General features: G+C 68.3%; 22 protein-coding genes. 18 read left to right on the top strand and 4 right to left on the bottom strand.

All coding sequences use genetic code 11. The features are described 5' to 3' along the window. Positions 1-92: 92 nt before the first annotated feature. The 4 genes from C5B97_RS11235 (at position 93) to C5B97_RS11220 (ending at position 3,325) form a co-directional block, all read left to right on the top strand. Positions 93-1,442 carry a pitrilysin family protein gene (locus C5B97_RS11235; RefSeq protein ID WP_104312115.1) on the top strand — a complete coding sequence of 450 codons (1,350 nt, stop codon included), beginning with the start codon at positions 93-95 and terminating at the stop codon, positions 1,440-1,442. After that, entirely contained in the window at positions 1,442-2,041 is a 600-nt protein-coding gene (locus tag C5B97_RS11230; RefSeq protein WP_104312114.1) for a histidine phosphatase family protein, read from the top strand. The genes C5B97_RS11235 and C5B97_RS11230 overlap by 1 nt, the downstream gene beginning before the upstream one ends. Before the next feature lie 88 nt (positions 2,042-2,129). Next, positions 2,130-2,867: a 4-hydroxy-tetrahydrodipicolinate reductase gene (gene dapB / locus C5B97_RS11225; protein ID WP_104312113.1), complete on the top strand. Its 738-nt coding sequence runs from the start codon at positions 2,130-2,132 to the stop codon at positions 2,865-2,867. Beyond that, positions 2,864-3,325: a hypothetical protein gene (locus C5B97_RS11220; protein WP_181026983.1), complete on the top strand. Its 462-nt coding sequence runs from the start codon at positions 2,864-2,866 to the stop codon at positions 3,323-3,325. Before dapB ends, C5B97_RS11220 begins: the two co-directional genes overlap by 4 nt. Before the next feature lie 18 nt (positions 3,326-3,343). Here C5B97_RS11220 and C5B97_RS11215 read toward each other — a convergent pair whose 3' ends face one another. Then, positions 3,344-4,297: a TIGR01777 family oxidoreductase gene (locus C5B97_RS11215; RefSeq protein WP_104312112.1), complete on the bottom strand. Its 954-nt coding sequence runs from the start codon at positions 4,295-4,297 to the stop codon at positions 3,344-3,346. Between the two features lie 140 nt (positions 4,298-4,437). On the opposite strand from C5B97_RS11215, the gene hemW reads away from it, so the two are divergent. Beyond that, on the top strand, positions 4,438-5,649 hold the full coding sequence (gene hemW, locus C5B97_RS11210) for a radical SAM family heme chaperone HemW (protein WP_104312111.1): 1,212 nt from the start codon (positions 4,438-4,440) through the stop codon (positions 5,647-5,649). 12 nt (positions 5,650-5,661) lie between these two features. Here hemW and C5B97_RS11205 read toward each other — a convergent pair whose 3' ends face one another. Beyond that, positions 5,662-6,234 carry a DUF4870 domain-containing protein gene (locus tag C5B97_RS11205; RefSeq protein WP_181026982.1) on the bottom strand — a complete coding sequence of 191 codons (573 nt, stop codon included), beginning with the start codon at positions 6,232-6,234 and terminating at the stop codon, positions 5,662-5,664. A 166-nt stretch (positions 6,235-6,400) separates the two neighbouring features. Between C5B97_RS11205 and hrcA the strand changes: the two genes are divergently transcribed. From hrcA to leuA, 11 genes are all read left to right on the top strand, one after another. After that, entirely contained in the window at positions 6,401-7,432 is a 1,032-nt protein-coding gene (gene hrcA, locus C5B97_RS11200; RefSeq protein WP_104253439.1) for a heat-inducible transcriptional repressor HrcA, read from the top strand. An 87-nt stretch (positions 7,433-7,519) separates the two neighbouring features. Next, entirely contained in the window at positions 7,520-8,605 is a 1,086-nt protein-coding gene (dnaJ, locus tag C5B97_RS11195) for a molecular chaperone DnaJ (protein WP_104312109.1), read from the top strand. A 1-nt stretch (position 8,606) separates the two neighbouring features. Continuing rightward, on the top strand, positions 8,607-9,377 hold the full coding sequence (locus C5B97_RS11190) for a 16S rRNA (uracil(1498)-N(3))-methyltransferase (protein ID WP_104312108.1): 771 nt from the start codon (positions 8,607-8,609) through the stop codon (positions 9,375-9,377). Positions 9,378-9,386: 9 nt separating this feature from the next. Beyond that, positions 9,387-9,737: a histidine triad nucleotide-binding protein gene (locus C5B97_RS11185; RefSeq protein ID WP_104312107.1), complete on the top strand. Its 351-nt coding sequence runs from the start codon at positions 9,387-9,389 to the stop codon at positions 9,735-9,737. Between the two features lie 88 nt (positions 9,738-9,825). Further along, positions 9,826-10,779: a PhoH family protein gene (locus C5B97_RS11180; RefSeq protein WP_104312597.1), complete on the top strand. Its 954-nt coding sequence runs from the start codon at positions 9,826-9,828 to the stop codon at positions 10,777-10,779. Further along, on the top strand, positions 10,776-11,243 hold the full coding sequence (gene ybeY, locus C5B97_RS11175) for an rRNA maturation RNase YbeY (protein ID WP_068480328.1): 468 nt from the start codon (positions 10,776-10,778) through the stop codon (positions 11,241-11,243). The genes C5B97_RS11180 and ybeY overlap by 4 nt, the downstream gene beginning before the upstream one ends. After that, positions 11,240-12,514, top strand: a complete 1,275-nt coding sequence (locus C5B97_RS11170; RefSeq protein ID WP_104312106.1) for a hemolysin family protein — start codon at positions 11,240-11,242, stop codon at positions 12,512-12,514. Before ybeY ends, C5B97_RS11170 begins: the two co-directional genes overlap by 4 nt. Further along, positions 12,511-13,401 (top strand): GTPase Era, encoded by an 891-nt coding sequence (era, locus tag C5B97_RS11165; RefSeq protein WP_104312105.1) that lies wholly within the window; start codon positions 12,511-12,513, stop codon positions 13,399-13,401. Before C5B97_RS11170 ends, era begins: the two co-directional genes overlap by 4 nt. Next, entirely contained in the window at positions 13,367-14,752 is a 1,386-nt protein-coding gene (locus tag C5B97_RS11160; protein ID WP_146080794.1) for a sensor histidine kinase, read from the top strand. Before era ends, C5B97_RS11160 begins: the two co-directional genes overlap by 35 nt. Then, on the top strand, positions 14,749-15,405 hold the full coding sequence (locus C5B97_RS11155) for a response regulator transcription factor (RefSeq protein WP_104312103.1): 657 nt from the start codon (positions 14,749-14,751) through the stop codon (positions 15,403-15,405). Before C5B97_RS11160 ends, C5B97_RS11155 begins: the two co-directional genes overlap by 4 nt. A gap of 155 nt (positions 15,406-15,560) precedes the next feature. Further along, entirely contained in the window at positions 15,561-17,333 is a 1,773-nt protein-coding gene (leuA, locus tag C5B97_RS11150; RefSeq protein ID WP_104312102.1) for a 2-isopropylmalate synthase, read from the top strand. A gap of 37 nt (positions 17,334-17,370) precedes the next feature. Here the strand turns inward: leuA and C5B97_RS11145 are convergent, their stop codons facing one another. Beyond that, the gene (locus tag C5B97_RS11145) at positions 17,371-18,183 is read right to left on the bottom strand and encodes a trimeric intracellular cation channel family protein (protein ID WP_104312101.1); all 813 of its coding nucleotides are present in this window, start codon (positions 18,181-18,183) and stop codon (positions 17,371-17,373) included. 84 nt (positions 18,184-18,267) lie between these two features. Here C5B97_RS11145 and recO point away from each other — a divergent pair, with 84 nt between their 5' ends. Continuing rightward, positions 18,268-19,077 (top strand): DNA repair protein RecO, encoded by an 810-nt coding sequence (gene recO / locus C5B97_RS11140; RefSeq protein WP_104312100.1) that lies wholly within the window; start codon positions 18,268-18,270, stop codon positions 19,075-19,077. Beyond that, positions 19,074-19,895: an isoprenyl transferase gene (locus C5B97_RS11135; RefSeq protein WP_104312099.1), complete on the top strand. Its 822-nt coding sequence runs from the start codon at positions 19,074-19,076 to the stop codon at positions 19,893-19,895. The genes recO and C5B97_RS11135 overlap by 4 nt, the downstream gene beginning before the upstream one ends. On the opposite strand, the gene C5B97_RS11130 is transcribed toward C5B97_RS11135, so the two are convergent. Beyond that, positions 19,888-22,368, bottom strand: coding sequence for a hypothetical protein (locus C5B97_RS11130; protein ID WP_104312098.1), 2,481 nt, complete (start codon positions 22,366-22,368; stop codon positions 19,888-19,890). The genes C5B97_RS11135 and C5B97_RS11130 overlap by 8 nt on opposite strands. Positions 22,369-22,585: the final 217 nt, after the last annotated feature.

The raw sequence follows: 22,585 nt of genomic DNA, 5'->3' as shown, positions 1-22,585 counted from the left end.
TTGCTGTCCTGCGGCTGCGCTTCCGCCTCGCTGCTGGGAGTTCCCACGTCGCTGACGCTCGCACCGCTGGGACGCTCTAGGCTTGACTGGTTATGCGCGATGCCATTGAACTGCCACTTGACCTTCCCGAGATCGAAGCACGTGTGTCGAACGGCGGCCTCTTCCGCCGATCCGTCCTCCCCAGCGGCGTGCGCCTCCTGACCGAGGAGGTCGTCGGGGCCGCCAGCTCCAGCATCGGGCTTTGGGTGCCGGTCGGCTCGCGCGACGAGCAGCCTCACGAGTACGGATCCACACACTTCCTGGAGCACCTGCTCTTCAAGGGGACGCCCTCGCGTACCGCCTTCGAGGTCTCGGCCGCGTTCGAGCGGGTGGGCGGCGAGGTCAACGCGCAGACGGCGAAGGAGCACACGCTCTACCACGCTAAGGTTCGTGATGCGGACCTGCCGATGGCCGTCGACGTGCTCAGCGACATGATCACCTCGAGCGTGATCGACGCGGCGGAATTCGAGATCGAGCGCGGTGTCATCATCGAAGAACTGGCGATGGCCGACGACGACCCGAACGACGTCGTCTGGGAGCGCTTCTACGAGACGCTGCTCGGCACGCATCCGCTCGCGCGACCTATCGGCGGGACCCCGGCCTCGATCAGGGCGGCCGAACGCGACGCCGTCTGGAGCTCCTACCGCCAGCATTACCGTCCCGAGGAACTCGTCGTGACGATCGCGGGCGCGGTCAAGCACGAGGAGGTCCGTGCGCAGCTCGAGAGGAACCTGAAGGCCGGAGGCTGGGACCTCGACGTGCCGTCCGCCCCCGTGGCCCGTCGGGAGACGGCCCTGCAGCCCGGGTCCGCAGTGCCCACCGGCCCGCTGTCCGCCATCGACCGCCCGCTCGAGCAGCTGGCGCTCGTCATCGGCGGGCAAGGCATCACCCAGCTCGACCCGCGTCGGGAGGCGTTCGGCCTCATGCACCGGGTCTTCGGCGGTGGCATGTCATCGCGCCTGTTCCAGGAGATCAGGGAGAAGCGCGGGCTCGCGTACTCGGTGTACTCCTTCGGCGGAAGTCACTCAGACCTCGGCGTCACGGGCATGTACGCCGGATGCGCGCCAGACAACGTGCTCGAGACCGTCCGAGTGCTGCGCCAGGAAGCCGAGAAGCTCGTGCAGGACGGTGTGACGGCCACGGAGCTGGCGGATGCGAAGAGCGCGAGCGCTGGCGGCTCCGCGCTGGCGATCGAGGACGCGGACACTCGCATGTCGCGCCTCGGCCGCGCGGAGATTCACACGGGTCGGTTCTACGACCTCGAGGCGGCACTCTCGCGGGTTGAGGCCGTGACACTCGATGAGGTGCAGTCGGTCGCCGCCGACATGTTCAGCGGCGAGCTCGTCGCATCCGCTGTCGGTAAACTGTCGTCCGAAGCAAGGACCGAACTGGAGCGCCGCTGATGTCGCACTACCTCTACCTCGTCAGACACGGCGAGCAGGAGAACGCAGAGCACGGTATCAACGACGGCCCGCTCTCCGAGCGAGGCCGTGCGCAGGCCCACCTGATCGGCCGTCGTCTCGCCGCCGTCCCGCTCAGCGAGACCTACACCTCCCCGCTCGATCGTGCCGTGCAGACGAGCGCGATCATCGACCAGTACACGAGCGGCCCGGCGGCTCTCGAGTCGACGCTGCTGTTCGACTGCATCCCCACTGGACAAGACGGCGCGCCCTCCATCTACGACGGCTTCTTCGGCGGCATCGGCGATGAGGTCATCGAGGCGGGTGTCGCGCAGATGAGCGACGCCTACGACACGTTCTTCAGCAAGAGCCGAGACGATCGGCACACGCTCCTCGTGACCCACAACTTCGTGATCGGCGAGTTCGTGCGTCGGGTCGTCGACGCTCCAGACTGGCGCTGGCTCGGGCTCAACTCGGTGAACACGGGGCTGACCGTCGTGCGTGTCCGCACGCGCAAGCCCGCGGAGCTGCTGCTGTTCAACGACCAGGCGCACCTGGCTCCGGAACTTCGCACGGGCGTCAGCGCCTCGATCGCGGTCTGACCACTCGCGGCGTTCGGCGCCGCCGCGCAGCCAGACGCTCCCTCCACAGCGACCTGGACCGACGGCGGTTGCCCGTACCCTTGGAGACATGGAAACTCAGGTCGCCGTGCTCGGCGCATCCGGTCGCATGGGAAGCCTCGTGGAGCGCATCATCGACTCGACGGAGGGGCTTGCGCTCCACGCGGGGCTGACGAGTGCCACTCCGCTTGAGGAGATGCTCGGCGCCGACGTGCTTGTGGACGTGTCGCACCTCGACGTCTCGGAGATCGCGGTGCCGTTCGCGCTCGAGCACGGGCTCGATGTGGTCGTCGGCACGAGCGGGTGGGATGAGCAGCGCATCGCGAGCGTCGCGGCGGTCGTGCCGGCCGGACGAGCAGCCGTGTTCGTCCCCAACTTCTCGCTCGGCTCCGTGCTCGGCACGGCGCTGGCGAGCGTGGCCGGCCGGTTCTTCGACTCGATCGAGATCCTCGAGGCCCACCACGACAAGAAGGTGGACTCCCCGTCCGGGACGGCGGTCCGCACCGCGGAGCGCATCGCGGCAGCGCGAGAGCACCCGCTGACCCCACCGAACGCCGACCAGGAGGCGCGAGGACAGCAGGTCGCAGGCGTGCCGATCCACAGCATGCGTCTGCGCGGTGTTGTCGCCGACCAGCAGGTCGTTCTCGGGGGAGCTGGGGAGGTGCTCACGATTCGGCACGAGACGATCTCGCAAGAGGCCTACGTGCAGGGCATCAGGCTTGCGATCGGGCACGCGCGGTCCTCGCAGGGCACGACGGTCGGCCTTGACGATGTGCTCGGCCTCGGCGAACTGCTGGGCAGAGCGTGAAGCGCAACCTCGCCACCAAGCTGGGCGTCGCGGCTGTCACACTGCTCCTGCTGCTCTACGTCGTATTCGTCGCCGGTATGGCGGTCTCCCTGTTCGCTGGCGACATCGTCGCGAAGATCATGGGCGCGGCGCTCATCGTCTTCCCGGTCCTCGCGGTCGTCTTCATCGCACGCGAGCTGCTGTTCGGGATGCAGACGGAGCGGCTGCTCCGGCGCCTCGCTGAAGCAGGTGAGCTGCCGGAGGACGACCTGCCGAAGCGCCCGAGCGGCCGAGTCGTGCGGGAGGCCGCCGACGAGGACTTCCCGAAGTGGAAGGCCGAGGTCGAAGCCGCCCCCGACGACTGGCGAGCCTGGATGCGCCTCGGGCTGGCCTACTCGGCGTCCGGAGATCGGAAGCGAGCGAGGTCAGCGCTTCGCGAGGGTATCCGCCTGGAGAAGGTGCGCCCCGAGGGGGCGTGAACCGCGGTCAGGCTCAGGTCAGACACCGGCCCCCGGCTCCGGCTCGAACTCAGGAGACTTCAGCGCGAGCTCCACGGCTTGCGTGGCGGTGCGGTTCTTGAACGCGAATCCGGCGTCGAGGAGGCGCTTCGGACGGATCTGCTGGTCGGCGAGGAACAGCTCGCGGCCGGCTTTCTGCAGGGTGAGGTCGATGAGGGTCGACGGCGCCTTCAGCTTGTAGGGGCGACCGAGCTCGGTCGCCAGCTGCTGCTGGATCTCGTCGGCCGTCGCGGGGGTGGGACCGACCAGGTTGTAGGCGCCTTGCGCGTCGTCGGATTCGAGCAGGAACCTGAGGGCGCGCACCTCGTCGCGGAGGCTGACCCACGGCCAGTGCTGCGTGCCGTCACCCAGCTGGGAGAGGAGCCCGACGCTCGCCAGCGTCTTGAGGACCGTGAGGACTCCGCCGCGGCCCAGTACGAGCCCCGTGCGGGCGAGAACCACCCTGGTGCCCTCCGGCGCCGTCTGCGCCGCGCGCTCCCACCGGTCGACGACGCGGGGCAGGAACTCGTCGGTCTCCGGAAGCAGGGAGTCCTCGTCGAGGACCTGACCTGGCCGGTCGCCGTACGCGCCGGAAGCCGAGCCGTTGATGAGCAGGGTCGGCGGGTTCGCCGACGCGGCCATCGCAGCAGTGATCGTGAGCGTCGCATTCACGCGCGACCTGAGGATCTCCTTCTTCACGTTGTAGGTCCACGGGAGCTTGCTGAGCGGTGACCCCGAGAGATTCACCACCGCGTCCACCCCGTCGAGCACCCTCGCGTCGAGGGTGCGCTGCGCGGGGTTCCACCGGAACTCGGTGCTGTCCTTCGGCTCGCGCCTGACGAGCCGCGTGACACGGTGGCCGTGCGCGTGGAGTTCCTCGATCAGGCTGTGGCCGATCATGCCGGATGCCCCGGAGACGAGAACGTGCTTATGGGAGGTCGCCTGGCTGCTCATGACTCAGACGGTAGTCCCCTCAGTTGGGCGGGAGCGCAACGCACGGTGGGGCTCGGGTGATGTGGCGACTGAAACCGCCTAGGCTGTCCGGGTGCATCACGAGACTCGCGCCCCGAGCTGGGCCAAGCTGAACGGCCATCTTGGCGCCTAGCGCCCTGCCTCTTGGCGAGCCTGTCCCGCCGAGCGGCGAGCTCCCGGCTCAGGCTCTCATCGGCGCCGAAGCACGCGACTTCGGCGTGTACATCCACGTTCCCTTCTGCCGTGTCAGGTGCGGGTACTGCGACTTCAACACGTACACGGCCGAGGAGCTCGGCGGGGTGTCTCGCTCGAGCTACGCGGGTGAGGTCGAGAAGGAGATGGCGATCGCGGAGCGCGTTCTCGCAGGATCGCCCCGCCAGGTCTCGACCGTCTTCTTCGGCGGTGGGACGCCGACCCTCCTGCCGGTCAGCGACCTCGCGGCGATGCTCGATGGCGTTCGGAGCCGCTGGGGCCTCGCCCCTGACGCCGAGGTGACGGTCGAGGCGAACCCGGACTCCGTCGGCGAACGTGAACTCGCGCAGCTGCGCGAGGCCGGCGTGACCCGCGTGAGCTTCGGGATGCAGTCGGCGGTCCCGCATGTGCTGGCCGTGCTCGAGCGCACGCACGACCCCGCCCGCATCCCGATCGTGGTCGCTGCCGCCAAGAGGGTTGGGCTCGAGCCGAGTCTCGATCTCATCTACGGCACGCCAGGGGAGTCGCTCGAGGACTGGCGCCGTTCGCTCGACATGGCCCTCGAGCAGGAGCCGCTCCACGTGAGCGCGTACGCCCTCATCATCGAGGACGGCACGAAGCTCGCCAGGCAGATTCGCCGCGGTGAGGTGCCCGCCGTCGACGACGACCTGCAAGCGGACATGTACGAGCTCGCGGAGGAGCGCTTGGCTTCGGCCGGCTTCGAGTGGTACGAGGTCAGCAACTGGTCGCTGCGAGGCGAGCATCCGTCGCGGCACAACCTGTCCTACTGGCGCGACGCCGACTGGTGGGGCTTCGGACCGGGAGCGCACAGCCATGTCGGCGGAGTGCGCTGGTGGAACGCGAAGCACCCGAGCGCGTACGCGTCGAGGCTCGCCGACGGCATCACCCCGGCCATGGGGCGGGAGGTGCTCGACGAGGACACGAAGCGGTTCGAGCGCATCATGCTCGGGTCACGACTCCGCGAAGGACTCGCGATCTCTGAGCTCGACGATTCCAGTGTGGTCGCCGAGCTCATCGCCGAGTCGCTCGTCGACGGCAGGGCGGCGCTGCAGGGGAGGCTCGTGCCCACGCTGCGGGGCCGCCTCATGGCGGATGCGATCGTCAGGCGCATCGCCGTCTGAGGCGCGCGTCCGTCAGCTGACGAACCGGAAGGTCACCGGGTATCGGTACGGTCGGCCTTGATTGGCCTGCACTGCACCGAGGATCGCGTACACGACGACGGCGACCCAGAGCAATGGGTACAGCAGTGGCACGAGCAGGGCCAACGGTCCGCCGAACAGGGACAGCAGCGAGATGACCCCGATACCGACGTAGATGATCGCGACGGTGATGCCGAAGTTGAGGGCTTCACGGCCCTCGCTGTTGGCGAGTGGGCCGCGCCGCCTCGTCACGAGCCAGAGGATCAGTGGGCCGACAGCGGGCGCGACGATGTTGAGCAGGTGATCGAACGTCGCGACGAGGCGGTCCCCGTCCGCCGTCAGCGGCGGTTCCGAGCTCGTGGCACCGCTCGAGTGCGGCCCGGCCTGCTGCTGGCCGTACTGCGGCTGACTGTACTGGGGCTGCTGTCCGTATGGCGCCTGCTGTCCGTATGGCGCTTGCTGCCCGAATGGGGGCTGCTGCCCGTACGGGCCGGGCTGGCTGTACGGCTGGTGCTGAGCAGGATCCTCATTCCCAGGCTGCGGGTTCGGTGCGTTGTGATCGGACATGGTATTCCTCTCGACGGTTTTCACCCAGGCTATTTCGGTTGCTCGGTGACGGCCTGGGCATTCTGCCCCTGCCGTCGACCGAACGCGGTAGGATTGGCAGTCTCTGACTGGGAGTGCCAGATGGGCGCCCCGTCGAGGGCCAGCGGTCGGAAGCGGAAGGGGCATCGTGGTTTCGGACAGAAGCATGCAGGTGCTCCGAGTCATCGTCACCGACTACGTGACGAGCCGAGAGCCCGTCGGCTCGAAGTCGATCGCCGACCGTCACGACTTCGGCGTCTCAGCCGCGACCATCCGCAACGACATGGCGCAGCTCGAGGACGCGGAGCTCATCGTCGCCCCGCACACGTCCTCCGGGCGCATCCCGACGGACAAGGGCTACCGGCTCTTCGTCGACCGGCTTGCCGAGTTCCGACCGCTCTCGGGTGCGCAGCGACGCGCGATCGAGACCTTCATCGAGGGCAGCGAGGACGTCGACGAGGTGCTCGGTCGCTCGGTGCGCCTGCTCGCCCAGCTGACGAACTCCGTGGCGATCGCGCAGTACCCGTCGCTCGCGAACGCGTCGATCCAGCACGTCGAGTTCGTGCTGCTCTCGAGCAGGCGGGTGCTCACCGTCCTCATCACCGACTCTGGCCGCGTCGAGCAGCGCATCGGGCATCTCGGGGCTGAGGTGAGTGTCGAGCAGCTTCACGTGCTCCGCGATCGCCTCGCGGGTCGCCTCGTCGGCCGGACCGTCGCGCACGCATCCACTGAGCTGAGGGACGTGAGCGGCATCATGGGGGAGCAGGACGCGGAGCTCTTCGCGCCCGTCGTGGCCAACCTGCTCGAGCTCGTGCTCGCGCACCGCCAGGAGCGCCTCGTCATGGCAGGGACCGCCAACCTCGCCCGAACGGAACGCGACTTCCCCTCGAGCATCCTCCCGGTGCTCGAGGCGATCGAGGAGCAGGTCGTGCTGCTGCGCCTGCTCGACGAGCTCCACTCCAGCACCGAGGCCTACTCGGTCAGCATCGGCCAGGAGAACGTCGACCTCGGCCTCGGCGAGACGGCCATCCTGACCAGCGGATATCGCAGCTCTGGCAGCGATGCGCGCCTCGGGGTGGTGGGACCGACGAGAATGGACTACCCGCGGAATATCCAGGCCGTGCGGGTCGTTGCGAGTTACCTGTCACGGGTGCTCGACGAAAGACACCTGGACGCCTGACCGACACCGACCGGCTCGCCGGCGGTTGCACCCGGTGCCTGACAACACAGGCACACATTCACAGATGCAAAGAAGGAGTCGCCACTCTTGGCAGACCACTACGACGTGCTCGGCGTGAGCCGCGAGGCGTCCCAGGACGAGATCAAGAAGGCCTACCGCAAGCTGGCCCGCCAGCTGCACCCGGACGTCAACCCGTCCGCGGACGCCGCGGAGCGCTTCAAGTCCGTCACGCACGCCTACGACACGCTCAGCGACACCGAGCGACGCAGACAGTACGACCAGGGCGGACCGGACGGGCAGTCCTTCGGTGGCTTCGGGGACATCTTCGAGACCTTCTTCGGGCAGCAGGGTTCCCGGGGCCCGCGGTCGCGGGCAGAGCGTGGTCAGGATGCGCTGGTTCGCGTCGAGCTGGACCTCGACGAGGTCATGTTCGGCACGCACCGCGACCTCGAGGTCACCACTGCGGTCGCCTGCGAGAACTGCCAGGGAACGTGCTGCGCTCCGGGCACCTCGCCGACGACGTGCTCGGCATGCGGGGGAGCCGGTTCGGTCCAGCGCCAGGTGCGCTCCATCCTGGGCATGGTCGTCACGAACCAGCCGTGCGCGCAGTGCCGCGGCTACGGAACCGTCATCGAGCACCCGTGCGAGACGTGCCATGGCCAGGGACGCGTGCGCGCCAACGTGAGCATTCCCGTCGACATCCCCTCCGGCGTCGACTCCGGCTTGCGCATCCACCTTCCCGGCCGAGGCGAAGCCGGTCCGGCTGGTGGAGCGAACGGCGACCTCTACCTGGAGATCCGGGTCCGACCGCACGAGGTCTTCTCTCGTGACGGCGACGACCTGCAGTGCGTCATCGAGGTGTCGATGGCTGACGCGATCCTCGGCACCTCGACCACGGTCGGCGCCCTTGACGGCGATGTCGACCTGCAGATCCCGGCCGGCGTTCAGTCGGGCGAGGTCCTCACCGTTCGCGGTCGTGGGATCACGCGTCTGCGCTCGACGCACCGAGGCGACCTCGACATCGCGGTGCAGGTCGTGACGCCCGCGAAGCTCGACGGGAAGTCGCGCAAGCTGATCGAGGAGTTCGCGACCCGTCATCGTCACGAGGCACCGCGCCTCGCGCGCGAGAAGCAGGGGATGTTCTCGAAGCTCCGCGACCGATTCGGCCGCTGACATGGCCTGGCTCTACCTCGTTGAGGACCTCGACGAGGCGCTTCGTGCGGGCGACGTCACGCAGGTCCGCGGGGCGGAGGCCAAGCACATGGGCGTCGCGCGCATGCGCGTGGGCGAGCACCTGCAGCTCGGCAACGGGCGCGGCTTCGTCGTCGACGGCGAGCTCGCCGCACTCGAACGCGACCTGGCGGTCGTGAACGTCCTCCGGGCCAGCCGGGTTCCAGAGCCCGAGCCCCGGGTCGTCGTCGTGCAGGCGCTGGCGAAAGCCGGACGGGACGATCTCGCGGTTCAGGTGGCCACAGAGCTCGGCGCCGCGGCCTTCGTCCCCTGGCAGGCGAAGCGCAGCGTGAGTCGCTGGGACCAGAAGGCGGAGAAGGGCCGAGAGCGCTGGGCCGCCGTCGCCAGGGAGGCCAGCAAGCAGAGCCTGTCGCCGTGGGTTCCCGACGTCGCTGCTCTGCACTCGACGGCACAGGTCGCTGGGCTCGCCGCGGAAGGTCCGCTGCTGGTGCTCGACCCTCTCGGCGACATCTCGCTGAGAGACGCGCTCGAGGAGCGTCCAACCGCGGGTCTGGGGCGGCTGACGCTCGTCGTCGGCCCGGAAGGCGGGATCGACGGCAGCGAGTTCGAGATGTTCGAGGCTGCCGGCGGTCGCCGCGTGCATCTCGGCGCCTCCGTCCTGCGGACCTCGAGTGCGGCTCCAGCCGCCATCGCCGCGATCCTCGCCCTGAGCGGCTCGTGGGACTCGCGGCTCCGCTCGGGCGCCGAGTCGTAGGCTGGCTGCATGTCGAGTTCAGAGCCGTCCATCTTCACGCGCATCATCAACCGCGAGATCCCAGCCGACATCGTCTTCGAGTCGGAGCGGGTCATCGCGTTCAAGGACATCAGCCCGAAGGCACCCGTGCACCTCCTGGTCGTCCCGAAGACTCAGGAGTACGCGAACGTCTCCCAGCTGGCGGCCGGAGACCCCGAGCTGCTCGCCGAGGTCGTCGCCGTCGCCCAGGGGCTCGCCGACCAGCACACGGACAGCGAGTTCCGCCTCGTCTTCAACTCGGGAGCGGCCGCGGGCCAGACCGTCTTCCACGTACACGCCCACGTCCTCGGCGGAGGACTCTCGGAAGGATCCCTTGCCTAGTCAAGACAGTTCATCGACCCGCGGCGCCGAGCAATCGGGCGTCGAGGACGACTTCGTCGAGCAGACCACGACGGTGGAGGGGGTCGCCATGGTGCGTCTCCTCGGACCGGGGGACCGGCTGCTCAAGTCAGTGGAGCGCGAGCATCCACGCGTGCGGGTGCTCGCCCGCGGCAATGAGATCACCTTCAGCGGGCAGCGCGGCGACGTCGCGGCCGCTGAGGCGCTCCTGCGCGAGATCACCGAGATGGCCAGGAGCGGCGTCGACCTCGAGCCCGCCCAGGTCGAGCGCTCGCAGCGTCTCATCGATCGCGGCGAGGAGACCCCGACCGACGTCCTCGGACAGGCGATCGTCCAGTCCCGCGGCAAGATCATCCGCCCGAAGACGCTCGGCCAGAAGCAGTATGTGGATGCGATCGACGACAACACGATCGTCTTCGGCATCGGACCGGCGGGAACCGGCAAGACCTACCTGGCGATGGCGAAGGCTGTCCAGGCCCTGCAGCGCAAGGAGGTCACCCGGATCATCCTGACTCGCCCTGCCGTCGAGGCCGGCGAGCGGCTCGGATACCTGCCCGGCACGCTCAACGACAAGATCGACCCGTACCTGCGACCGCTCTTCGACGCGCTCAACGAGATGCTCGACCCTGAAGTGGTCGTCAAGCTCATGGCGAGCGGCACGATCGAGGTCGCTCCCCTCGCGTACATGCGCGGACGCACACTCAACGACGCGTTCGTCGTGCTCGACGAGGCACAGAACACGACGCCAGAGCAGATGAAGATGTTCCTCACGAGGCTCGGGTTCGGCTCGAAGATGGTCGTCACGGGCGACATCACGCAGCTCGACCTGCCGATGGGGGCCTCCGGCCTGAAGCTCGTCACGCACGTGCTCGGCGGTATCGACGAGGTGCACTTCTCGCACCTGACGAGCGACGACGTCGTCAGGCACACCCTCGTGGCGCGCATCGTCGACGCCTACACCGAGTACGACCAGAAGAAACAGGCCGACGATCACCGTCGCCGGGACAGGAACGAGGGCCGATGAGCATCGAGGTCAACAACGAGGCCAGCTACGAGGTCGACGAGGGTGCCCTGCAGCGTGTCGCGGCGTACGCGCTCGACCAGCTGCATGTCCACGCCGAGTCTGAGCTCGCCATCGTTCTCGTCGAGGTCGGTCCCATGGAGGAGCTGCACGTGCAGTGGATGGGCGAGCCCGGTCCGACCGACGTGCTGAGCTTCCCCATGGACGAGCTCCGGCCAGGCAACGTCGACAGGCAGACTCCTCCGGGACTCCTGGGCGACATCGTGCTGTGCCCGCAGGTCGCCACGGATCAGGCCAAGGCCGCGGGACACTCCATGATGGACGAGCTGCTGCTGCTGACGACGCACGGCGTCCTCCACCTCCTGGGCTTCGATCACGCCGAGCCCGAGGAGGAGAAGCAGATGTTCGGGCTCCAGCGCGACATCCTCGTCGGCTTCCACCTCCAGGAGAGGAAGCGCGCCAGATGACCGCGGTTCTGCTCGTCGCCGCCATCGTCCTGATGGTGGCGCTGAGCGGACTGCTCGCCGCAACTGAAGCGGTCATCGCTCGCCTCTCCCGGCCCGAGCTCGAGCAGGTGGCGGCTGGGAGCCGCGCACGGCGCTCCATCGAGGCCATTGCCGCCGATCCAGGCGCGCACAGCAACGCGCTGACCTTCGCGCGCGTCCTGTTCGAGAGCATGTCCGCGGTGCTCGTGACGCTCATCCTGACCGACCTCTTCGACGTCAGGTGGCAGGCGTTCCTCGTCTCCGTGGCCATCATGATCCTGGTGTCGTTCATCATCGCGGGGACCAGCCCGAGAAGCGTCGCCCGCGCGCATCCGCAGCAGGTCATGAGCTTCGCCGCGCCGATCGCACGCGCCGTCCGGGTGGTCATCGGGCCGGTCGCAGACCTTCTTGTCGTGCTCGGCGACCGGGTGACTCCTGGACGACCACAGCGCATCGGCTCGGTCTCCAGCGAAGAGGAGCTGCTCAACATGGTCGACGAGGCCGCCGACCTCAAGGTGCTCGAGCACGGCGACCGCGAGCTCATCCACTCCGTCTTCGAGTTCTCCGACCGGCTCGTCCGCGAGGTCATGGTCGCCCGCACGGACATGGTGACGATCGACGGCGACGAGGGCGTCAGAGACGCACTCGAGCAGTTCCTCGAGACCGGCATCTCCCGCGCCCCCGTCGTGGGGCGCGACAGCGACGACATTCTCGGAGTGCTCTATCTGAAGGACCTCGTACGGCAGTCGCTGCAGGAGGAGAACCGGTCGAAGCCCGCCGTGGAGCTGGCGCGCCAGGCAGACTTCGTTCCTGAGTCACTCCGCGCCGATCTGCTACTGCGGCGCATGCAGGCCTCCGCGACCCACCTCTCCATGGTCGTCGACGAGTACGGCGGCATCGCGGGCCTCGTCACCCTGGAGGATCTCATCGAGGAGCTCGTCGGCGAGATCAGCGACGAGTACGATCGACCGGGCGACGAACCACGAAAGCTGCTCGACGGCGGCTACCGGGTCTCCTCCCGGCTCGCTACCGGCGAGCTCGGAGACCTCTTCGACATCGACCTCGAGTTCGATGACGTCGACTCCGTAGGCGGCCTGCTCGCGAAGTCGCTGTCGAAGATCCCCGAGCGCGGGGACAGGGCGGTCGTCGACGGCATCGAGCTCGTCGCCGAGCGCGTCGGCCCCCGCAAGCGCATCCTCACCGTCCTGGCGCGTCGCCTGGAACCACTTCAAGAGTCAGGAATCGAAGCATGACGAACTACCGAGCAGGATTCGTGACCTTCGTGGGTCGCCCGAACGTCGGGAAGTCGACCCTGACGAACGCCCTGGTCGGCGAGAAGATCGCCATCATCTCGGACAAGCCCCAGACGACCCGCCGGGCCGTTCGAGGTATCGTCCACCGTGAGGACGGCCAGGTCATCATCGTCGACACGCCTGGAATGCATCGCCCGCGCACGCTGCTCGGCGAGCGTCTCAACGACGTCGTGCACGCAACGCTCGCCGAGGTTGACGTCATCGGATTCTGCGTCCCGGCGAACGAGCCGGTCGGCCCGGGGGACCGCTTCATCAACGAGCAGCTCGAGGAGGCTCCGAAGGCGCGCAAGATCGCCATCGTCACGAAGGCAGAGACGGTGAGCCGCGACGTCCTCGCGGCGCGCCTCGTCGACGTGCAGGGCCTCCGCGAATGGGACGACATCGTGCCGGTCTCGGCGGCGGAGGACATCCAGCTCGACACGCTGACCGGCATCATCCTCGCGCTCCTCCCGGAATCGGAACCGCTCTATCCGAGCGATATGAAGACCGAGGAGTCGTTCGAGCAGCGCGCAGCCGAGCTCGTCCGCGAGGCCGCCCTCGAGGGTGTGCACGACGAGCTCCCGCACTCGATCGCCGTCACCGTCGAGGAGATCGTCACCCGCGACGACGGCGTGACCCGCGAGCTCTACGTCAACATCGTCGTCGAGCGCGACAGCCAGAAGGGCATCATCATCGGGCGCGGCGGGGAACGGCTCAAGCGCATCCGCGAGCAGGCGCAACGGGAGATCTCGCAGATCACCGAGGGACGTGTCATCGTCTCGATCCGCGTGAAGGTGGCGAAGGAGTGGCAGCGTGACCCGAAGCAGCTCGGACGCCTCGGTTTCTGAGACGGCCAGCCCGGCTGCCCGGGCGGTGGAGTCGAAGAAGCGGGAATCGCTGCTCGCCGCGGTGACACGCCTCTGGACGCAGCACACCCACCGCCTGACCTGGCTCCAGTGGGTGACCGACATCATCCTCGGTGTGCTCTTCGCCATCAGCCTGGGGCTGCCGTTCGATTACGACGCGTCGAACGGCACCACCCTGACCTGGCTGCTGCTGCCCTCCTGGGTGCTCTTCACGGTCGCCATCATCCTCCGCCGCTACGCTCCGTGGCCGAGCTTCCTCATCGTCGTGCTGGCGGCTCTGCTGAAGTCGATCTTCGCGTTCGGGCCCCATCCGCAGGACGTGGCGATCTACCTCAGCATCTACGCTGCCGTCGCGTACGGAAGCCGAGCGCTGCTTGTCACCTCCGGCGCCTACGGGATCATCGCGCCCACCCTCATCGTCGCCTTGATGCCGCATTGGGACCCCGGCACCTTCACCTGGGCATCGATCGCGTCGAATCTCGACGGAAGCAGAGACGAGTTCCTCCTCTCGGCGGCCCTCATCTGGCTTCTGTTCGTGGGGGCTGGTGTCGTCGCCTGGCTGGCCGGGCTGCTGCGCCGCATGCACCTGAGGGCGCAAGAGGTCAAGAACCGCGCGGCCATCACCGAGCTGGAGCGCCTGCGCGCGAAGGAGCAGCTGACGGCGGAGCAGGAGCGCTCGCAGATCGCTCGCGACATGCACGACGTGGTCGCGCATTCGCTCGCCGTCGTCGTCGCGCAGGCCGATGGCGCCAGATACGCGATGAAGAGCAGCCCGGAAGCTGCGGAAGCCGCCCTCGTGACGATCTCGTCGACGGCGAGGAGCGCCCTCGTCGACGTCCGAGGACTCCTCGGGCAGCTGCGTCACAGCCAGGAGGCGGGCCCCGAGCCGGGGCTCGATGAGCTTCCAGCTCTCTACTCCCGAATGCGCGCTGCGGGCCTCGACCTGCAGCTCGAGACCCGCGGGCAGCCTGGGACGCTCTCGACGCAGGCGCAGGGCGCGGTCTTCCGCCTGCTGCAGGAGTCGCTCACGAACGTCCTCAAGCATGGCGATGCGACGCAGCAGGTCGTCGTCCGGTTGAGCTGGGGGCAGGTCTTCGAGGTCACCATCGTGAACGCCATCGCCGACCCGCCCCGCCCGCGGACCGACACGGGACACGGTCTCATCGGCATGGCCGAGCGCATCGGCATAGCAGGCGGTAACGTGCAGGCAGAGCGACTGGGTGGGCAGTTCCGCGTCCATGCCTGGCTGCCGCTCGCTTCAGCACAGCCGACCGGCACGGGAGAGCTCGAGGGCGACCGTGCCCGCACGACAACCGAGAGGCAGGACCTGTGACCAGCAGTCAGATCACCGTCGCGCTCGTCGACGACCAGCCTCTGTTCCGCAGCGGCATCAGGATGCTCATCGAGAGCCAGGACGACATGCGCTTCATCGGGGAGGCCAGCGACGGGGCCGCCGGGGTAGCTCTTGCGAAGGCGCTGAAGCCGGACGTGATGCTCATGGATGTGCGCATGCCGGGTCAAGACGGGCTCGAGTCCACGAAGCAGATCGTCGCGAGCGGCTCGGCGACGCGCATCCTCGTCCTCACGACGTTCGACCTCGACGAGGCCGTCGCGAAGGCCGTCGGCGCGGGCGCCAGCGGCTTCCTGCTGAAGGACGCCGACCCCGAGTTCCTCCTCGCCGCGGTTCGCACGGTCAACACCGGCGCGGAGGTCTTCGCGGCTCAGGCCACGGCTGACCTCATCCGTCGGTACTCCGCAGCGGTCCCAGAGGCGGTGGCTGTCCCAGAGCGCTACCTGACCCTCACGGAACGTGAGCGGGAGATGTTCGCGCTCGCCTCGCGGGGCCTCTCGAACGGGGAGATCGCGCGGCAGGAGTTCCTCAGCGAGGCGACGGTGAAGACGCACATCTCGCGGGTGCTCGCGAAACTCGGGCTGCGGGATCGCGTGCAGCTCGTCGTCTTCGCCTACGAGCACGGACTCAACTGATCGAGCAAGTGAACGAGTGCCTCGGTGTTACGCTGTGACCATGCTGTTCGGCACGCTCCTTCTTCGCTGCCGCGGCGAGGCTTCGCTCTAAGCCCCCCTCGCCGCGGAGTCTGCTGTCGGCTTAGCACGTCTCGAAGCCAATCTCGGAGCCAAAAATGAAGAACATGCAGCAGCCGTCGTCGATGCCAGCGCATCGCTATGTCCCGCACCACGAGCAGATCACCGTCGAGCTGCCCGACCGCACCTGGCCGTCGAAGCGCATCGAGCGCGCACCCCGCTGGTGCGCCGTCGACCTGCGCGATGGAAACCAGGCCCTCATCGACCCGATGTCGCCCGAGCGCAAGCGTGCGCTCTTCGACCTTCTGGTCCGCATGGGCTACAAAGAGATCGAGGTGGGCTTCCCGTCGGCCAGCCAGACCGACTTCGACTTCGTGCGTTCGCTCATCGAAGAGAACGTCATTCCCGACGACGTGACGATCCAGGTGCTGACGCAGGCCCGCGGCCACCTCATCACGCGCACCTTCGAGTCCCTCAAGGGCGCCAAGCAGGCAATCGTCCACCTCTACAACTCCACCAGCGTGCTGCAGCGTGAGGTCGTCTTCCGCAAGGATCGCCAGGGCATCATCGACATCGCGCTCGAGGGTGTGCGTCTCTGCCGCGAGGCCGAGGCGATCGTGCCAGACACGAAGATCTACTACGAGTACTCCCCGGAGAGCTACACGGGCACCGAGCTCGACTTCGCCGTCGACATCTGCAACCAGGTCATCGAGGGCTTCGACGCGAGCCCCGAGCGTCCGGTCATCATCAACCTGCCGGCGACCGTCGAGATGTCGACCCCGAACGTGTACGCGGACTCGATCGAGTGGATGCACCGCAACCTGGCCCGGCGCGAGAGCGTCGTGCTCTCCCTCCACCCGCACAACGACCGGGGCACCGGCGTCGCGGCAGCCGAGCTCGGCTACCTCGCCGGGGCCGACCGCATCGAAGGCTGCCTCTTCGGCAACGGCGAGCGCACGGGCAACGTGGACCTGGTGACGCTCGGCGTCAACATGTTCACGCAGGGTGTCGACCCGCAGATCGACTTCTCCGACATCGACGGCATCCGACGCACGGTCGAGTACTGCACGCAGCTCCCGGTGGGCGAGCGTGCGCCGTGGGGCGGGGACCTGGTCTACACGGCCTTCTCCGGCTCGCATCAGGACGCCATCAAGAAGGGGTTCGAGGCGATGGCCGCAAAGGCCGAAGCCCTCGGGGTCTCCGTCGAAGAGCTGACCTGGGAGGTCCCGTACCTGCCCGTCGACCCGCGCGACCTCGGCCGCAGCTACGAGGCGGTCATCCGCGTCAACTCGCAGTCGGGCAAGGGCGGTGTCGCGTACCTGCTCAAGGAGCACCACAACCTGGACCTGCCGCGTCGCCTGCAGATCGAGTTCTCCGGCGTCGTGCAGAACAAGACCGACTCCGAAGGTGGAGAGGTCTCGACCGACGCCATCTGGCGCATCTTCAACGACGAGTACCTGCCAGCGGAGAGCGAGCAGCACAAGTGGGGCCGCTTCGAGCTGTTCCGCACCGCGACGAGCTCCGCGCTCGATGGCGCGGTCGACCTCAGCGTCTCGCTGCGAGACGGGACCGCGGTCGAGGACCACGCGTCCAAGGGGAACGGTCCGCTCGACGCCTTCATGAAGCTGCTCGGTGAGCAGGGTCTGCAGGTCGAGCTGCTCGACTACGTCGAGCATGCGCTCTCGGTCGGCGGCGACGCTCGTGCCGCTGCCTACATCGAGCTCGACGTCGCCGGCGTGCGCCTGTGGGGTGTCGGCATCGACAGCGACATCTCGACCGCCTCGCTCAAGGCCATCGTGTCGGGCGTCAACCGCGCGCTGCGCGGGCAGACCGAGGCCGAGCTGGACGCGCAGCTGACGACCGTCGCGTAGGCGCGACCACCAAGGAGGGCGGGCGCCCGACCGGAGCTCACTCCGAGTCCGGGTCGCTCGCCCTCTTCTGCTCGTGGTTGGCCCGCTTCTCCTCGAGGACTGCGATGGGGCGCGTGTCCAGGGCGTGGAAGCCCGACGCCTCGAGGATCTCCCGGTCGGTGAACGGCCGCTCCCGCTCGGTCTTCCCCGTGCGCGCAGATCGTTGGAACCGGGGCATCCGCAGCGCTATCTGCTCAGGAAGGCTGAGTCCGAACCAGACACTCGCCATGCGCACTGCGAACGTCACCGCGACGCAGATCACGATGCCGATGATCTGGGAGACGCCGAGGTAGTCGGCGAGCACGAACGCGGCGCTTCCCGCCGTTGCCGCGATCGCGTACAGCGAGCCGACGAAGAGGATGCCGACGGGCATTCCGAGCAGCATGTCCCGAACCACGCCGCCGCCGGCTGCGGTGACGGTGCCCACGAGCAGCGTCGGCAGGATGGGGAGCTCGAAGTTCATCGCCTTCAGGGTGCCGACCGCGCAGAAGAACCCGAGCGCGGCGGCATCGAGCACCGACACGAGTCCGTCCATTCGTCGCAGCACGCGCTGCAGCAGCATCCCTCCGAGCGCCGCCGCTCCGGCCGTGAACAGGAACCACTCGGTCTCCATGCTCACCGGGCGGATGCCGAGCAGGAGGTCGCGGATGATGCCCCCGCCGAGACCGACCGTGATGCCGATGATCACGACCCCGAGCCAGTCGAGCTTCTTGTCGCGGAACTGCTCCGCGACCATGGCCGCCGTGATGGCGCCGATAGCGATGGCGGTGAGGTCCAGCCAGAGGGGGAGCGTCGTGGCGGGCGAGTCCATGGACTCAATGCTCGCACAGCACCGTCATCGGCTCGGTCACGCGTGGTTCCGGCCTCTCGGCGAGAGGAGGTTCATACTGGATGGATGCCCACCTATCGCGACGAGGCGGTCGTCCTTCGCACCCAGCGTCTCGGCGAAGCCGACCGCATCGTGACGCTGCTCGGCAAGGAGCGGGGGAAGGTGCGCGCCGTCGCGCGCGGCGTGAGACGCACCTCCTCGAAGTTCGGGGCACGACTCGAGCCGTTCATGGTCGTGGATGTGCAGTGCTACGCGGGCCGCAATCTCGACACGGTCACGCAGGCGGTGACGTTGGCCGCGTACGGCCGCGACCTGGTCGACGACTACTCGCGCTACTCGGCGGCGTCGGTGATCGTCGAGGCTGCCGAGCGGATCGCCGAGGCTGAGCCTTCGCCGCAGCAGTACACGCTGGTCATCGGGGCTCTGCGTGCCCTGACCATGGGCGCGAGGGCGTCCCAGGACATTCTCGACTCGTACCTGCTGCGTGCACTCTCGCTGGCGGGCTGGGCCCCGGCGCTGGATGACTGCGCGCGATGTGGGGCCCCCGGGCCGCATGAGCGGTTCAGCGTGCAGCTCGGCGGTGTGGTGTGTGCGCGGTGCACGCCGGCCGGCGTGATGCGTGTGGATGCTGCGACCGTCGACGCGCTCCGAGCCCTGCTGTCTGGCGACTGGGCGACGCTGGATACGCTCGATGCGCCGCCGAGGGCCCGCGCAAGCGGTATCGTCTCGGCGTACTCGCAGCAGTACCTCGAGAAGAAGCTCCGATCCATGCAGGTGCTCGAGCACGATCGACTGCTCGGCAGGCTGGAGCCGCCCAGCGCAGCAGCATCCGTTCGCGAAGAGGCCGTCGAGCCCAGCATTGAGGAGAAGGCATGAGCCGCAGCAAGCAACCGCGGGAGTTCAAGCCCGTCGACTGGACCGGCGTGTATCCGCCGCAGTTCGATGCGTCCGAGGTGCCGTCTCACGTCGCTGTCGTCATGGACGGCAACGGGAGATGGGCGAACCAGCGTGGTCTGCCGCGGATCGAGGGACATCGAGCCGGCGAGGCCGCGCTGCTCGACGTCGTGGCCGGGGCCCTGCAGGTCGGTGTGAAGCACCTGAGCGCCTATGCCTTCTCGACGGAGAACTGGAAGCGCTCGCCGGAGGAGGTGCGCTTCCTCATGGGGTTCAACCGCGACGTCCTGCACCGCCAGCGCGATCAGCTCAACGAGTGGGGTGTGCGCATCCGTTGGGCGGGTCGTGAGCCGCGGCTGTGGAAGTCGGTCATCAAGGACCTCCAGCTTGCTGAGCGCTTGACGAAGGACAACACGCGGATGACGCTCACGATGTGCGTCAACTACGGCGGTCGCCTCGAGATCGCGGACGCTGTCAGGAGCATCGCGGAGGAGGTTCGCGCGGGCCGGCTGCGCCCGGAGCGCGTCACCGAGCAGACGATCGCCAAGCACCTCTACGACCCGGAGATGCCTGATGTCGACCTGTTCGTCCGCTCGAGTGGCGAGCAGCGCACCAGCAACTTCCTTCTCTGGCAGGCGGCCTACGCGGAGATGTGCTTCCTGGACACGCTGTGGCCGGACTTCTCGAGGACGGACCTCTGGGAAGCCATCGAGCGATATGCCGGTCGGGATCGGCGTTTCGGGGGAGCGGTCGACGCGCCGACGGCGCCGACAGGCTCGCCCCCGAGCGCCCTCAGCTGAACTCGATCGTGACAGTGCCTCCGACGACTGTGAAGGTCCCCGTCGTCCGGATGGGACTGGAGCCCGTGCTCGTCCGACCGCTGCTTCCGGTGTACGAGAAGCTCGCGAGGCCATCCTCGACCTCGAATCGGTCCGACGTCGTGCTCACTGACACGTCCGGGTAGCTGGTGACCTGCCAGCTCAGGGGCGTGTCCGCGCCGTAGACGTAGGTGTCGAACGGGCAGCCGTCGGGCGCCGCGTCGGTTGACAGCACGCACTCGTCGATCATGGCTGTGACGGCGGCGTCCACCGCTTCGGTGAGGGCGTCGGTGGGGGTGTAGACCAGGTTGCGATCAGGCACGTGCTCGGCTTCGACTGGGCCGACCCGGACGGGCTCGCTGGCAACCGAGTAGAACGTCGACTCGGTCCCGCTCACCGGGTAGATGGCCGGGTACGCGCTGAACGGAACCCAGCTCACCGGCTGGCTGCCCTCCCAGGTCAGCGTCTCAACTGGTCCGGGTGCTGCCGCCACAGCGCCGATGGTGAAGTCCATGGCGTGGCTGGTGCCGGCGACGGACTCGAAGACGAGTGGGGTGACGACCCGCCAGGTCTCGAGGACGAAGAACTCGTTCTCGATCCGCTCTACGGCGAGCACGGTGCTCTCCGTCGTGCCGCCGAGCCGGTAGGTGACCTGCACGTTCCGCGTCTCTCGGCCGGATCCGTGCGACTCCTGGGCGGGTTCCTCGAACCAGCTCGTGGTCGGGGCCGCCGGGCTCAGCTCTGTCTCGACCACGTCCAGGACGGTGATCCGCTCGGTGGCGGATGCGAGCATCGCATCGCTCACGTAGTCGCGTTGCGACGTCTCTACGTTGGGGTCGACCAGCTCGCCGGCGTGCGTCGCGTCGCCCGCGGCGATCGCTTCCACGTACTCGCGGACCTTCGCGACCGCACCGCGCTGCGTGTTGACCGACGTGATCGCGATCGCGGAAGCCGTGACGACCAGCACTGCGACCGTGGTGCAGACACCGACGATGCGAAGTCGGCGCTTGGTCCTCGCGGTCATGGGCTGAGGCTGGGGTCCTGCGGATTCGTGCCGAGGCTCTGGGAGCGAGGACGTCTGGTGGGGCGACGCCGACGCCGACGCCGACGCCGACGCCGACGGCAGCGCGACGGGCGCGGTGCCTGCCCATTCCATGCTGGCTGGCGATCGCGAGCCCCCGAGTTGCGTGCGGATCCGGATCGCGACGGCGTGGGCCCTCGGTGTGAGGGCCCTGGCGCGGTCTGGGAGCGCCCACGCGCCGAGCTCGACGCCCAGGGCCCAGACGGCGAAGAGCGCAGGGGTCCAGAATGCGGGCCGAGCGGCGAGCTCGAGTTCCCCGAGCGTGAAGCCGAGCACCGTCGCCGAACCGGAGAGCGTCACGGGGAGGAAGACCAGCGAGCCCACCATCCACAGGACGAAGACCGCGGCGGGGAGGCGCCAGATCTTCGCCAGGTCCGGGGTGCGCGTCCGGGAGCGTCCGACACCGATGACGAGCGCCGAACCGAGCGAGGCCAGGACGACGGGAAGGACCGAGATCCAGGCGAACGGGAGGTCCGGTGACAGGACGGAGATGCCCTGGAGGGCGGTGTACGGGGCCGTCACCGTGACGGCTCCGAGGTGCGCGAGGATGAGCGCCCAGAAGCCCGCGTGCGGGGCACCGGCGAGCAGCATGGGAAGCAGTGCGCTCTGAGCGCCGGTCTGCACGAAGACGACCACGAGGGTGACGGTGCCCAGCACCGCGCCGGTGAGTGAGAGCGCTCCTGCGTAGATGCCGAGGTCGGTGGCGAGGCTCGCGAGCTCGTGCGCCAGCGGCCCTCGTGGTCTCCTGGTCGGCCCGACTTCGAGTCGCTTGCGGGTTGCGAGGGACCTGCCGAGCCAGCCGCTCGCGAACACGGTCGCGAACGAGAACGGCGCGAGCGCGGGTCCGAGAGCCGAGACGGTGGCGACCGCGCCTGGCGCATCGAAGCGGACGCCCGGCACGGCGACGAGAAGCATGAGCACGGCGAAAGCGGCCCCAGCGGCCGCGGCGGCTCCCGCGCGCATTCCGCCGCTGCGCTGCGGGTGACGACGTTCGAGCAGATACGCACCGAGAAGGCTTGCGAGGACCACACAGGCCAGCGAGGCGAGCGGCCACACGCCCAGGGTGAACCCCTCGTCGCCCGTGCTGACGAAACCGCCGATGGTCTCGAACCCCGCCTCGAGACGCCCGCTGAACGGCAGCGAGGTCAGCAGGAGGAACATTCGCCAGAGCTGATCGGCGAACTGCATGCCGGAGCTGCCGGGGCCGGATGTGCCGGACCCCGCGTTCAGGGCCTCGCTCAGGAAGAGGGCCGTCGCACCGCAGAGTGCGGCGCCGGCGAAGGCCGCGGCGCCTGCGGTGATGCCGGCGTGCGCGGCCGCTGAGGTGAGGAATTGCTTGTCGCCGGCGATTCTGCGCGCTGATTGGAGGGTCACTGGTGTCCTTCGGATGACAGACGCCCTGGGAGACCGCGTCATTCGAGTGTTCAGGTGGTCCGCGACATGGTTGCAGGAGAGAGGAGCGCACCGGTGGTTCACGCTGGCATCTGTGGATAACTTCCACGCCATCGCGTCGACTGGGCCCGCCGCGAGTTCGGCGGCTGACTAGACTGGCGACTTGCAGCGAGCACGACCCTGGGCTCGCCTTCGACAC

Source organism: Pseudoclavibacter sp. RFBB5 (assembly GCF_002931555.1).
Lineage (GTDB): Bacteria > Actinomycetota > Actinomycetes > Actinomycetales > Microbacteriaceae > Pseudoclavibacter.
The sequence above is the reverse complement of the archived record's forward strand: the minus strand, read 5'-3'. Positions and strand labels throughout refer to the sequence as shown.